Origin of the sequence: Legionella taurinensis, from assembly GCF_900452865.1 — a bacterium.
In the GTDB taxonomy this organism is placed as follows: domain Bacteria; phylum Pseudomonadota; class Gammaproteobacteria; order Legionellales; family Legionellaceae; genus Legionella_C; species Legionella_C taurinensis.
Map to the genome: position 1 here is coordinate 1,843,577 of NZ_UGOZ01000001.1, position 14,152 is coordinate 1,857,728.

Consider the following 14,152-nt stretch of genomic DNA (forward strand, 5'->3'; position numbering starts at 1 on the left):
TAACTTACATCCGAAGCACGTCTTCCACGGTTTTATGACAGCGCGCAATGGTTGTGTTTTTAATGGTCTCTAACCCCTTCCTGTCAAGGGTGTCCTGCGTCAGAAGGCTGTCACAATACTGGAAGGCCGCCTCGCTGGTACAACGTGTATCCACATTATCGCACATCATGGCGGCAATCAGGTCTAATACCGCCTGTTCAATCAGGGTGGGCCTGACTTTATGGGTCTTAACACGCACGGTCAATGCATCGACATGGACAGTAAACAACTCGGGGAATAGCTGCATGGCGACAAGACCCATCGCATACATGTCCCTGCAATAATGGTCCCCTTTGAATCGCGGATCAGCATAAGCCGGGGTAAATGCAAAGGATTTTCTGGAGGCCTGGCGGTGGGAGCCTCCGAAATCAATCAATTTCATCGACAAGGCATGGAAGTCAAGGATCACATTCTGATCCTTGATGTCGCCATGCACCCGCGCATGGGCATGCAGCGTATTGAGTTGCGACAAGGCGTCGCGAAGGCAGGCCAGGCGTTTTTGCATGGGCGCTTTCTTAAGTTCATCCGCGCTGTAACGATGCAAGGCTTTACCTTGTTGCCAATCAGCCACAATAAAGGTACTGCCCTGGCGGGTATAATAAAAAGCCTGCCTGCCCAGCAAACGATGGTGCTTAATTTCGCGAACGGCTTCCTTTTGCGCACTCTGCTCGTCTTTTTCGTATAATTTTTTAATGCTGTAAACCGGTTCTGGCGCATGCAGTGACGGATACCCTTTTTTGACTTTCCCAAACCCCCCGCTTTCACAGTGTTTATCGTGCCCGGTGAAAAACAAAGGGCCGTCAGTCACAGTGATTTGCGACCGGGCAGCACCCGATGCTTTACGGCTTTTTTTATCAGCCACTGCGTCGTTGACAGGCGGTAATTTTTGACTTACCCGTTGCAGGGCTTCTGTGAAAGAGGACTCATTGAGGAGTTTATAATCGACAAGACGGAGGACTTGATGGCGAAGTCGCAGGGTATTTGCCGGGGACAGGGCAAAAAGGGTCGTCAGTTGCGATGCGTTAATGCTAAAGGCCACTTCATCCAATTGCCTGAATAAATCAAGCAACGCGCGTTTAGGACCCGGCGCCGGACCTTTAGGCAGCAATTGCAGGCAGGACTCAAGCGATTGTTGAGTTAATAGCCCAGCCCTTTGCAAATAACCAATGCTTCCACCCAGATCATAGCAATCGATGGTATTACTCACAATCCGGTTCAACACTGCGCCATTGTCTTTCAACAGGGAGGCCGCAGCCAGAATATCAAGGATTTGCTTCAATGAAAAAACGTCATTTTTCAACACGTAATGCCAGATCGGCGTGGTGAGCAAACCGTCTTCGCCAAGCCGCTTCAGCACTGATTTTCTTACAAAAAAGAATTTGAAATCCTTGCCTAGAAGGTGGATGAGTATGTCTTTCGTTAAATTCACTTTTGCTGGGTTAATCACCGGAAGAATCTCTACCAGGTATTTTAGCGACGCGCTTGAGGCGATGGCATCAAGTAATTCCTGAGTCATCGTCAGGTTGAAACGAGGCAATAAGTCAAGCAACTCATCCACCTGATACAGCGATTCACAGGCGGTTAACGACGCATAAGCGGCTTCATTCAAACCATCCATCCGGTCTAAGGCGTTTAATGTCCTGATAAGGCAATGCGCCTCATGCCCCTTGCTCTCGAGCAAAAGCAGGGCCGCTGGAGTCAATCCATCCCTCTCCTTAAAAAACCTCAAGCATTGCCCCATCTTCTTGACAAACGGGGATTGCCTGGCGGCCATGGTCAGAATGATGGGCAAGGTGTCCTTGTCAGGTGAAACCTCGCACAGAAAATCCACCAGGTGCTGCCTGCCTGTAGGGGAAAGATGGTAAATCTCGGTAAAATGAGCTTCGGTCATCACGTCTGCGTCATGGAGTACGCTATAAATCCAAAACAGAAAATGATTATCCAGTCCAGCCTTGAGTTGCTCCATGGGTTGCAAATCGCGGTTGTCGCCAGTGAGTTTGGGGATGGCTTTTAACAAATCCAAAACATCCTTCGCCGTTAATTGGTACTCGTCGTCATAATCGGCGAACTGTGTCAGATAGTTCCGCAGCTGCTCCATACGGCGGTATCTGCGCAAGTGAATTTTTTTATCGTAGTGATGGACTATCTGCCGAATCTCATAAAGCGTCATGGGGCATTCCTATGTCAACCTGGAACTGATCCTGAATCCCGATCGGTAATGATTTACCTTCAACCAGGTCCACACTTTAAAAGAAAAAAACCAACAATACAATTATTCGCGCAGAATGAGCCAACCAAAATCAAACCGATTAAATAATCCCCTTATCCCTGAATCCCCATGTCGCGATCGGAGATGCTGTATCCCCCGTCGATGGGTATGGCTGTGCCTGTTATAAAATCCGATCCGCTCGAGGATAAAAACACCGCCAACGGTCCAATGTCCGGAATCTGTCCCCAACGCCCCAGAGGCGTGCGTTTCTTAATTTCTTCCCCGCGTTCAGATTGGGGTAAAGAGCCATTAATTGCCGTTTCAAACCAGCCGGGTAAAATGGCATTGACCTGGATATTCCAGGGTCCCAATTCCGCCGCCAAAGCCCTGGTTAAGCCAAGGATGGCTGTTTTGGTGGTCGTGTACCCGATGGAATGAGGATGCCCGAACAGAGAATACATGGAGCCTAGATTGATGATTTTTCCTCGCCTTTTCAGCTTCATTAGACGTGCCGCCTGTTGCGAACACAAAAACACCGAGGTTAAATTATTGCTTAGGAAACGGTCCCAGGCCTCACGCGACAATGCCGTGATCTGCTGATCCTCGTAGATGCCTGCATTATTAATCAGGATATCGAGGCCTGAAAATTCATCGACCAGTTGTTTAAACCCTTCACGAATGGCCTGTTCGGAATTCAGATCCACTTTGGCAGACATGAACCCTTCCTGATGCGCCTTCTCAAGCTTGGCCTCATCCCGTCCCCAGATCACCACATTGGCCCCCGTCTCTTTCAACGCGCGCGCCATGCCCAATCCCAAACCGCCATTGCCGCCGGTGATTAAGGCCAATTTATGCTGTAACTGCTTTTCGTTGTTCATAATGATGGTGAACCTTCCTTAGAGCCGTGCAGAAATCGTCAATGTCTTCGTCAATTAAGGTGGGCGACAGGGCGATATCAATGTAGGAACTGATGTGCTCAGCGCTGGCCGCATGCCGGCTTTTAATGGTTTCGCGGCAGGACGTGTCAAACAGATAAGCCCAATCCCAAAACCGCCTGACATTGACTTTTCTACAATCACCCAGGGCTTTGGCATCAATTCCTTCCGCGCAAAGCGCCTCGGCAAACCAGCAGCAATCATCAATTGTGCCCTTCATTTTAAGCAGCAGATTATCACCAATGGGCATGACCGTCTCATCCCATCCGGCCCGCGGCTTAACGTAGGCCAAATCCTGAATGCGTTCAAGAATATGGCAATAATTTTTCGATAACCGGTCAAGCCGGGCGGTTAATTTTTTTAACTGGCTAAGCCCTAATGCGCCGCGCAACTCATCAAGTCGAAAATTAAAGACGGGCAATCGCGTAAAATCAATGGCCGCCTCATTGGCACAGTGTTTTTCATACAGGCATTCATAAGCCCCGGACATAATGACACAGTTTAAATAAAGGGCTTTATCATTGGTTAAGATAAACCCGCCTTCCCCGGTGTTGAGTGATTTGTCCGATTGCGTACTGAACGCGCCGGCCAAACCGTATGTGCCTAAAAATTTATCGCGCAATTTACATCCGAGACTGGGCACCGCGTCCTCAATGATCGGTACCCCGTAGCGATCGGCCATGGCCTTAATGGCAGGCAAAGGGGCTGGAAATCCCCGCATGTGCACGACAATCAAGGCTTTTAATTGCGGCAGTTTTTTCTCAAGATCCGCCAAATCCATGTGCAGATTGGCATCGACTTCGATTAACAGGGGTTTTAATTTGGCCTGAATGATGGCGCTGGGCGTTGCGGTAAAGGAATAAGCCGGGCAACCCACAAGGGCATTGTCAGGTAATTGAAGTGCCATCAAAGGCAGCGACAAGGCGGCTGTTCCTGAACTCACGGCCAGCGCATAGTCCGTATTGAAATACTGCTTTAACTCGCTTTCAAACTGCCCGACTTTTGTGTCATTAAGGCAGCGATTGTCATATCGGAACAAGCGTTTGCTCTGCATCACGTCGATTAAGGATTGGGCATCCTCCTCATCGAGAACAACGTGCCCCTTGTCGTAGGTAGGCCACGGTTTTCGCCGGACAGGTTCACCGCCATCCATAGCCAATTGATCCATCTCAATCGCATTGCTTTGCATAAAAAACTCCTGAGTGCTAGGAATTTGACTTGTCTTTCTCTTGCCGTAACCGAAATTTTGCCAATCCCCGGTAACCGCCCAGCAGGCGGACGACGACTAACACAACAAACCCTTTGAGAATCTGCATTCTGGATCCTTTCCGAATCCAGAAATCGCACACGCCCCCTTTAGTCGCCACGAATAACTGGTCATAAAAAATAACCTCAGGAAGCGGGTAGGCGAAGTAATTATTGACGTTTTTCCCATGGGTACCGAAAATCAACGGCGCCGATCGAAGCTTGAGCATGTCAATCATCATTCTTAAAAAGAAATAAATGACCCAACTGGAATGGCGTGAAGCCGGTTCTATCCACAGGCAGCTGATTTCATGGGGAGGTGTTTTGTCAAAATGATGGGTTTGGCAGAGCGTTTGCAACTGCTCAGCATTTAAAGGGAGAAAGGTTCGGTAAATGGCTCGAGAGTTAATGCAAAAACCAGCCAGCATTTTTTCTTCAGATTCTCGATAGAAAATACGAACTTTGGCCTGTTTAAAATAATCCAAACCAACCTGATTTTTTGCCAGGTCCACGTAATTTTTCTGAAATAATTCAAGTAAATTATCCGTTGTGATAATTTTGGTCTTTATCATATTGAAATAAACTTACCCAAACCGCAATACTATTAACTATAGTGTATATTTTTTAAATTTGTTTCTTTCGGCCTTTTATTACCTCGTTATTTAAAGGGTTTGATTTGTGAGGTCGATTCCTTCTGATCGGCTTCTTTCAATCCTTTTAACTTCGATTTAAGCTCGTTTAAGTAGTTTTTATCATGAAAAATCGCATGGGTAGCCAGGGATTCCTTCACTTTATTGCCGTACTCGCCATTAAAATCAACATGATACAATTCCCTGAAAAAATCCCTGGCTTTTTTAAGGTTATCCCCTTGCTTCGCCAGAGTATTCTCCATGATGTTTTTTCGTGTCGCGCCAATGGATCGAAGCTGGACATTGAGCAGTTTTTCTGTATCGAACTGATACGTCTTTTTAAGATCGGGATAGTGACCTTTTTTCAATAAATCACGCAATAATCCCATGGTTTGCGTTTCATCGCTGTTATAAAACTTAAGGGGGGTATGGTGCTGGCAGGCGGCATTGCATAGCGCCACAAAATGGGTTGCCTGTTCAACCCCTTCCCGCACAGGACCGCTTATTTTCTTAGCCGTCATTTTGGCCAGAAGATCCTGCTGCAACTGTTCAAAATCGTGTTCAAGGCCTGTTTTTTTCGGTAAAGACTTCGTGGATTGATCGGCATGGATGTGCCTGAATTTTTGATATTCTTCCTGTTTTTCATAGTGGATTTTGCGTTGATTTTCAGGAAATTCATCCTGAAGCAATTGGGGCGTGACGTTCAGGCTGTTTCTTCGCCCCAGAAGGTCCACATCACGAACCAGAAGGTAACTTCGCCCCTCTAGGGAGTCAGTCACCTCAACGACATTCCCCGGCACCCGATAGTCGGTAATGAAATAGCCGCTCTGTTCAAACTGTTCAAATAATTTCTTTTGTGGCCCCTCGTCAATGAGATTATAGCCTTCATCAAATGACACAGGGCTACCCCCTATGTAAGGCATGTCCATAATGTCTTTTGAATTCTCAAAAGGCCTGGCCGTTGCCAGATCGGAAAATCCGCCGTCATAAATGCTGTTGTACATGCCGTTGAACGTGTCTATTTTACGTGCAACACCCCCGTAAGCATTGGACTGCTCAGGGTGTACTTTTTTAAGCACCCGGTATTCCCCTTGATCGTTCTGATAGAGGTACACTGCTTCGGCAAACCCCCCGCCCTGTTTTTTGCCGCCGTCTTCCATTAAGGGAACCGCCTTGATGGGCTTACCCTGAATAGTGATGGTTTGTGCATTGGCCAATTGATTGAGTAATGCGGAATCGGGGGTTTGAATCGCCTTGATGAGTGCTTTCCTGACCATGATGACCTCGCGGTGCTGTCCTTTGTTATATTTTAAAACAATTTGGATTTTATTGTTTCTGTCACGCGCGAACTTTAAACTCTCTTTACACTTGTTTTTTTTGACCAATACATTGACGCTCAGCATTTAAATTTGAATAATAACAACACCTGTCTTGCCAAGGACGTGCAGATGCCCCAGCTTAAATTGTTTTTTACCGCCCTCATTACCTTTATTCTTCTGGACATGGTCTGGCTTGGTTTTATCGCTAAACCACTGTATTTCCACCATTACCGCGAATGGCTGCGCCTGACCGATGGGCAATTGCAACCCGTTTGGTGGGCAGCCCTTATTGTCTACCTGCTCTTAGCTGCCGGTGTGGTGTTTTTTGTCGTGCCTCTGTCCGCTAATCAACTCCTTCATGCCGCGGGTTTTGGGGCCTTGCTGGGCTTAATAACCTATGGCGTTTATGATCTGACCTGCATTGCCATTCTTAAAGACTGGCCGGTAGGGATGTCGCTGATTGACTGGCTATGGGGCATCGTTTTGTGCACAGCCAGCGGACTGGTTACTGTGTTTGTCCATGCGAAATGACCGGTGCAATCATGTTGTTCGGACTGGTGACTTTCATTGTTTTTCTGCACATGACTTTAGTCTGGTTGTGGTACCGCGCTACCAATAATCCCTCGGTTGTTGATGTAGGCTGGGCTTTAGGACTGACCATCAGCGGACTTGTCTTTTTAAATGCCACTCCGCTGTCGCCGCGAACCCTGTTCTTAAGCGTGCTGCTTTGCCTCTGGGGTTTACGGTTGGGTCTTTTCCTCTGGCTGACCCGCATCCGCAAAGGCATCGTCGATAAACGCTACCTGACACTCAGTCAGGATTGGAAAATTGCCAAACCGCTGGGGTTTTTTCTGAATTTTCAACTTCAGGGATTCTTTATTCTGCTGCTGTCATTACCCTGGCTTTTCGTAGCCCTTTCGCCGCAAACGAAGCCAGGTTGGCTGGATTATGCGGCGGCATTACTCGCCGTTGTGAGTTTGGGCGCTGAAACCCTGGCTGATTATCAACTGCAGGTTTTTAAAAAAAACCACCCCGGAAAAGTGTGCAATCAGGGCTTATGGTCTTATTCAAGGCACCCTAATTATTTTTTCGAATGGCTTATCTGGCTTTCTTTTTCGCTGTTTTCCTTCTCTCATGCTTTCGGCTGGCTGGGTCTCATTTCACCCTTAACCCTGTATGTGCTCATGACCCGCATTACCGGCCCCATGACCGAGGAAGGCTCACGCCAGGCACGGGGACAGGCTTATCTGGATTACCAGAAAAATACACCGTTCTTCTTTCCATCCTGGCTTAATCCCTACTGGTTGCTGCAAAAGCACAAAGCGAGGCGCTGATCGCTAACCGGAGCCTAAGCCGTTCTAAGACTCGATCTGACTTTGAGCAAACTCAAACAAGCTGCTTTCGGGAAAATGCCTGCAAAACAGGATGTACAATCCTTTTGCGGCCTCCGCCCCCCCGGATTGGCGAATAAGATCACACATTCGCAAGTAATTTTTCTGCATCAGCAGCTGAGCCTCCCCCTGCCGTTGCTTTGCCGCACTGAAATAACACCAGGCTGCGTCCTGATAATGATTTTGCAGGCTCAACTGAGCGCCCAGTTTATCCAAATCATGATCGTTCAAGCCGAGTTTACTCTTATCTTTGCTAAAGAAACGGAACAGTTTGACTGCCTCTGTTCCCCGATCCTCGGCCAGGCACTGTTGCAAAGCGAGTTTGGCCTGTTGAATGGCTTCCTCAGGATAACCTGCCTGAGAATACAGGTAGCTTAATGCCAGCCCTTGATCCGTTGTCGCCTCTTCGCTTTTAATCTGTCGAATGTGCGCCTCAGCTTCCTCCTTGGTCATCTGAGGGATTGTCCTGATTAAGTCTTCATAAACAGAACGCGCGTTGACAGGCTTTTCTGATTTGTGAGGTCCCTTTGAAGGGGAAGAGGCTTCTACCCAGGCTATTTCGTCTTTTGCTACCAAAGCCCCGCTGAGCCTTCCAACAAGAATAGGCCCCAGTATGAACGGTAGATAGGAAAGCGCCGCGTTGAAATAAAATCCCGCGCGAATGGAAACGGAAGAAACCAGAATTTGCAAAGCCACGATGACGACAAAAAAGGTCAGCAGAAACAGCACAATGCCCCCAATCGTCTGCGAGCAGTAACAGGCGAGATCGGCACGACGCTCATGAAATAGCCACTGCCAGGGCTCCCTGCTGAACACTTCACGCAGAGATTCAGTATAAACTGCAAGGGCTGCGGCCAGCAAAGGACCAAAAAAACTCAACATCACCAGCAAGGCGTAGCCGATACCCACCCAGCCAAAACCAATGCCTAATTTCAGGAAGAAAAACAATCGCAAGGCATTATCCGAATGCGTTAAGTAAAGACCCAGGGCAAGAGCCGGTAAAAACCAGCAAAGGTTATATAAGAGAGCACGACCCGTGTAGGAAAGCAGTTCAGCAGCGGAGTAAGCCTCACTGAAAAAACCGGCATGAATATCGCCTCGACTGGCGGCTAAGGCAAATCGCCCTGTCATCCATAGCGAGATAAGCACCGTCACAAGCCATTGCATCACGTCCAGGTAACGTTTATCGATTTGATTGTGTAGAAGATAGATAACCAATGCCAGTACAGACCAGACAAGAATGATTGGCAGGGCGCTCAAAAAAGTCGATCCGCTCAGGTACTTTCGAATAATTTCCCCTGCCAGTCCATTGTACAGTTCAGAGTGTTCCATATTCTTTCTTCCGTTAGGAATTAATCATCCTCCTTTCACTGTAGCATAAACGCTTTATTAAAACCCATTGAGTGGAAATGGCTCTCCGTCTGTGCGGGAGATAACGGAGGAGCAACAAATGACACGGGAACACTTAAAGCCTGTCTTTCCTGTAAGGCGGGAAACCCTGGTTTTGATGGAATCTGGCCAATAAAGTATTAAAAATAGATACTATTGGTATTAATAATATGAAACAAAAGCAATAAAGTAGAATTTTTTATTAATTCACCCTACCTTGTATCCAGAAAACAACTTGGAGACAATGATGATTAAAAAAGCCCTCCCGCTGATTCTTTTAACCACAACCGCCTTTGCCAGCGGCGGTAGCGAGGCCTCGGCGGCCAGCACTGATTTATCCGCGCAGGGTATAAGTCAGGTCGTTGATGGCAGCGCCAACCTGTTTGCTGCAGCCAGTCAATTGGTGATTGTTGCGGTAAAAACTGTCGGCGATGTCACTTACATCAGCCTGAAGGCGGCCGGCCAATCCGCCGTGACAACCATTCAGGTCTCAAGCCATGTCGCAGGACACAGTCTGCTCGCAGCCGGTCAATGGGTCAGAGTAGTCACCACCGGCACCGGCATTATCTTAACCTCTGCTGGACGTTTGATTGCCTATGTTCCCAATGAACTCGGGAAATCGTTCCTTTTCAGCAGTCAAATTTAAGGCTTAACCGATGACTAAATTAGCCCAATTAACAGCCTGGTTGATGTTTTTCGGCAGCACAACCAGCACCCTCGCTGGAACTGTCTGTAAAAATGACAACGCCACGGTGGATGATTTTTACAATGCCAGCCGCACATCGCTCGCCGTTTCAAAAACACTGGATCACAGCGGGGCGAAAGTCGCCTTGTTGGCCCGGGTGGGGTCAGATTTGAGCCGCTACGGGCTCCGTTACAGTCATGTGGCCTTTGTGGTAAAAAATTATCCCGGTCAACCGGGCAAATGGACGGTGATTCATTTGTTAAATGAATGCAACAGACCCACCTCCTCGCTGTATGCTCAGGGATTGATGAACTTCTTCATGGATAATCTATACAGTCAGGAGTATCAAATCACCATTCCCGATCAACGCCTGCAGGCTCGACTGTATGAAGCCCTTAAACCTACGCTTATTGAGCGCCTGCATAGCAACCAATACAGCATGATTGCCTACCCTTATTCAAGCCGGTATCAAAACTCCAACCAATGGGTTCTGGAAATGGTAGCAGATACCGATAATCCCAACGCTCGCCACACAAGGCAATCGGCTCAGGATTTTCTGCAAAGGACAGGTTATCAACCGTCAATGGTTACCATCACTGCGACGGCCAGACTCGGCGTTTCGCTAACCAATGCCGCTATCCGGTTTAATGATCACCCTGACATTGAAAACCGGACGCATCGCTATTCCATTGTCAGCGTGGATTCGGTAATCGCCTATCTGCACAGGAGAGGACACCTGCAAGTGGTACAGGCAGACACCAAAAGGCGCATTAATTAATACCTTATCGGTATGAATAGTATTAATCAACGTATAAGATATAATTTTGTTATCCCTTTCTGGAGACAATAATGAAGTTAAGCCAAATCAAAGGATTTTACCCCTACCTCTTTCTGGTGTTTTTTAATACCTTCATTGATTTAGGTCACAAAATTCTATTGCAGGACACGCTTTACCAAACTGCGGACGGTTCCGCCTACACGGTCCTTTCCGCCATCATCAACGCGTTGATCCTGCTGCCCTATCTGATGCTGTTTACACCGTCAGGATTTATTGCTGACAAATACTCCAAGGCGCGGGTATTGCAGGTCACCGCGGCAGCCGCCATCCCCCTCACCGTGTTAGCCACCTGGTGTTATTTTACCGGCTTTTTCTGGGGGGCATTTGCTCTGACCTTACTGCTCGCAGTCCAAAGCGCCTTGAATTCTCCGGCCAAATACGGCTATATCAAAGAGGTGTTTGGTAAGGAACAGCTCTCGCAGGCTAATGCCATTGTCCAGACATTGACAATCATTGCCATTCTGGGGGCAACCTTTGCGTTTACTTCCATTTTCAGTTATTACGTCAATGCCGCCGGTTTGCAACACAGCAACGACAAAAGCCTGCTGCTTAAGGCCTTTGCCCCAGCCGGCTTTTTGATTGTCTTATTTTCAATTTTTGAAACCCTGATGAGCTTTCGCCTAATCAGGAAAGACGCCGTTGACCCGCAATCGACATACCATCCCGCCAATTATTTTACCGGCCACTATCTTAAATCCTACTTAAACAAAACCCTGCATCCACCGGTTATTTTGACCTGCATCATCGGCCTGTCCGTATTCTGGGCGGTCAATCAGGTGCTGTTGGCCAGTTACGGGGCTTTTTTGAAAGAACACATCGGCAATGTCAGCGTGATGTTTGCCCAGGGATCCCTGGCCTTGGGCGGTATTGGTATCCTGTTGGGCGCTTTATACGCGGGAAAAGTATCGAAGGGGTTTGTAGAAACCGGATTAATCCCGGTTGCCACCTTAGGCATTGCTGTTGGCCTTTTTATTCTGCCTCACCTCACCAGCCAATGGGGTATTGTTCTACTCTTTCTCGGCTATGGTTTTTTTGGGGGCATGTTAATTGTCCCCCTGAATGCGTTAATTCAGTTTAATGCGCCGCGTCAGGAAAACGGCAAGGTGTTGTCGGCCAACAACTTTTTACAAAATGCATTCATGTTGTCTTTTTTAGGCTTAACCGTTGGTGCGGGCCTCGCTGGAATCGACAGCCGGGTTTTACTCTATTCGCTGTTTATCATCGCCTCCGCAGGCGCCCTCTACACCTTAGTGACGATGCCACAATCGCTGGTGCGTTACGTGCTTTACTTCATTACCTCCCAGTTTTACCGTCTAAGTGTCTACGAGCTCGATAATTTACCTTCTTCCGGCGGCGTGTTGCTGCTGGGTAATCATGTCAGTTTCATCGACTGGGCCATTTTACAGATTGCCTGCCCGCGCCCTATTCGTTTTGTCATGGAGCGCTCCATCTACGAAACCTGGTATCTGAACTGGATTCTTAAACAATTCAACGTGATTCCCATCGCCCGGGGTGCAAGCCAGGACGCTCTGGTAGAAATCAATCAGGCTTTGAATGCCGGAGAGGTGGTCGCTCTTTTTCCTGAAGGACGGCTGACTAAAAACGGGCAGATGGGTCTTTTTCGCAGCGGCTTTGAGCGCAGTGCGATGAATGCCAATGCCGTGATTATTCCCTTTTATCTCCATGGCCTGTGGGGTTCAAAAGTGTCCTATGGTCATCGCTACAGTAAAAAAATCAAAAGTGGTCATCATCGCCGCATTACTCTCGTTTACGGGAAGGCCCTGCCGATTTCCAGCAACGCCAAAGCAGTGAAGCAGAAAGTGACTGAATTATCCATCAAAGCCTGGAAATACCACATTGAAGCCATCGGCTGCCTGCAGGACGAATGGCTTTATCAGGTTAAAAAAAATCCTTCTCAAACCGCCATTATCGAAGAAAATGGCCGGGAAATATCCACACACCAACTGCTTGGAACGGTATTGTGGGTTAATCGACAACTGAAAAAGAGACTGATGCACCAGCACCATGTGGGTATTCTTCTACCCACCAGTACTGCCGGAGTGGTCGCAAATTTAAGTCTGCTGACACTGGGTAAGGTTCTGGTTAATCTTAACTTTACAACCGGTGAACCCGCACTTGAGTCTGCCATTCGTCAGGCCTCGCTGACGACAATCCTCACATCCAGGCTGTTTTTAAGGAAACTGAGCGACCGGGGCCTTGCCCTGGAAAAAGCACTGGCCCCCTGTGAACTCATCTATCTCGAAGATCTCCTTTCAAATCGCCGCGCAGTCCTGCCGGGGTATATTCTGCTGGCGAAGGCATTACCGGCAGCTCTCGTTAAATTCTTTTTCATTCGGGCGACAGCCAGCCAAAGCATCGCGGCAATTCTGTTTAGCAGTGGCAGTGAAGGTGAACCGAAAGGGGTTAAGCTGACCCAGGCTAATCTGTTAAGCAATATTAATCAGGTGGCCACCGTATTGAGCCTGCAGGAAGACGATGTCCTGATTAATGCGCTGCCTCTTTTCCATGCCTTTGGTTTAACGGTAACCACACTCATGCCCTTGCTGAAAGGCATCCCCATGGTGTGTTACCCGGATCCTACCAAATCCTTAGTCATTGCCAAATTAATCTGCAAATACCGCGTCACCCTCTTCTGCTCAACCTCCAGTTTACTCGGCCTCTATGCACGCAATGCTTCCGTGCATCCGCAGATGCTGCGCTCAGTACGCATGGTGGTTGCCGGGGCTGAAAAATTGTCGCCTGGGGTTTGCAACGCCTTTAAAGAAAAATTCAATCTTGAAATTTATGAAGGATATGGCGCAACGGAAGTGGCGCCGGTGGCGAGCTGCAATTTACCTGACGTGATTTCAACCCAGGATTGGCACATTCATCAGGCTCACAAGCCAGGTACTGTGGGCCTTCCGCTGCCAGGCTGTGCGTTTCGCGTCGTGGATCCCGTGACATTCAAGGATTTACCTCTGGGTGAAGACGGTCTGGTGTTGATTGGCGGCACTCAGGTGATGGACAGTTATTTAAACCAGCCTGAAAAAACGGAAGCGGTTCTGATTCACGAGGACAATTACACCTGGTATAAAACCGGCGATAAAGGGCATTTAGACCAGGATGGGTTTCTCACCATTGTCGACCGTTACTCCCGATTTGCCAAAATTGGCGGTGAAATGATGAGCTTAAGTCAGGTCGAACAGGCCTGGCAGCAAGCACTCGACGGCAACGAAGTCGAATTGATGGCCCTCGCCTTACCCGATGATAAAAAAGGGGAAGAACTGGCTCTGCTTTATTGCGCCCCTCTCTCTGAAAATGAATTGAGACAGCATCTGCTTGCGACCGACTTGCCCAAAATCATGCTGCCGGGATTCATCCGGCAAATGGCGGAATTGCCCAAACTGGGTAATGGCAAACGGGATTATGTGACCGCCAAACAGTGGCTGCAGGCGCAGCGTGCCACCTGAGGG

Annotated in this window: 11 protein-coding genes; 5 read left to right on the forward strand and 6 right to left on the reverse strand. The window is 48.2% G+C overall.

What is annotated here, in order from left to right:
* Positions 1-4 precede the first annotated feature (4 nt).
* From DYE45_RS08615 to DYE45_RS08635, 5 genes are all read right to left on the reverse strand, one after another.
* Positions 5-2,209 (reverse strand): protein kinase domain-containing protein, encoded by a 2,205-nt coding sequence (locus DYE45_RS08615; protein ID WP_115300766.1) that lies wholly within the window; start codon positions 2,207-2,209, stop codon positions 5-7.
* 152 nt (positions 2,210-2,361) lie between these two features.
* Positions 2,362-3,126 carry an SDR family NAD(P)-dependent oxidoreductase gene (locus DYE45_RS08620; RefSeq protein WP_115300767.1) on the reverse strand — a complete coding sequence of 255 codons (765 nt, stop codon included), beginning with the start codon at positions 3,124-3,126 and terminating at the stop codon, positions 2,362-2,364.
* Positions 3,098-4,372: a DegT/DnrJ/EryC1/StrS family aminotransferase gene (locus DYE45_RS08625; protein ID WP_108292573.1), complete on the reverse strand. Its 1,275-nt coding sequence runs from the start codon at positions 4,370-4,372 to the stop codon at positions 3,098-3,100. The genes DYE45_RS08620 and DYE45_RS08625 overlap by 29 nt, the downstream gene beginning before the upstream one ends.
* A gap of 16 nt (positions 4,373-4,388) precedes the next feature.
* A complete protein-coding gene (locus DYE45_RS08630) occupies positions 4,389-5,000 on the reverse strand; it encodes a hypothetical protein (protein ID WP_108292575.1) in 612 nt (203 codons plus the stop codon).
* 86 nt (positions 5,001-5,086) lie between these two features.
* Positions 5,087-6,334 carry a hypothetical protein gene (locus DYE45_RS08635; protein WP_133138218.1) on the reverse strand — a complete coding sequence of 416 codons (1,248 nt, stop codon included), beginning with the start codon at positions 6,332-6,334 and terminating at the stop codon, positions 5,087-5,089.
* A 171-nt stretch (positions 6,335-6,505) separates the two neighbouring features.
* Here DYE45_RS08635 and DYE45_RS08640 point away from each other — a divergent pair, with 171 nt between their 5' ends.
* Together DYE45_RS08640 and DYE45_RS08645 are read left to right on the forward strand one after the other, a co-directional pair.
* Positions 6,506-6,907, forward strand: coding sequence for a DUF2177 family protein (locus DYE45_RS08640; protein ID WP_108292579.1), 402 nt, complete (start codon positions 6,506-6,508; stop codon positions 6,905-6,907).
* Between the two features lie 11 nt (positions 6,908-6,918).
* On the forward strand, positions 6,919-7,710 hold the full coding sequence (locus tag DYE45_RS08645; RefSeq protein ID WP_242602731.1) for a DUF1295 domain-containing protein: 792 nt from the start codon (positions 6,919-6,921) through the stop codon (positions 7,708-7,710).
* A 24-nt stretch (positions 7,711-7,734) separates the two neighbouring features.
* Here the strand turns inward: DYE45_RS08645 and DYE45_RS08650 are convergent, their stop codons facing one another.
* Positions 7,735-9,099, reverse strand: a complete 1,365-nt coding sequence (locus DYE45_RS08650; protein WP_108292583.1) for a hypothetical protein — start codon at positions 9,097-9,099, stop codon at positions 7,735-7,737.
* A gap of 301 nt (positions 9,100-9,400) precedes the next feature.
* Between DYE45_RS08650 and DYE45_RS08655 the strand changes: the two genes are divergently transcribed.
* From DYE45_RS08655 to DYE45_RS08665, 3 genes are all read left to right on the forward strand, one after another.
* Complete coding sequence (locus DYE45_RS08655) at positions 9,401-9,802, forward strand: hypothetical protein (protein WP_133138219.1); 402 nt, start codon at positions 9,401-9,403, stop codon at positions 9,800-9,802.
* 10 nt (positions 9,803-9,812) lie between these two features.
* On the forward strand, positions 9,813-10,619 hold the full coding sequence (locus DYE45_RS08660; protein WP_115300768.1) for a DUF2145 domain-containing protein: 807 nt from the start codon (positions 9,813-9,815) through the stop codon (positions 10,617-10,619).
* 71 nt (positions 10,620-10,690) lie between these two features.
* Complete coding sequence (locus DYE45_RS08665; RefSeq protein ID WP_115300769.1) at positions 10,691-14,149, forward strand: acyl-[ACP]--phospholipid O-acyltransferase; 3,459 nt, start codon at positions 10,691-10,693, stop codon at positions 14,147-14,149.
* Positions 14,150-14,152: the final 3 nt, after the last annotated feature.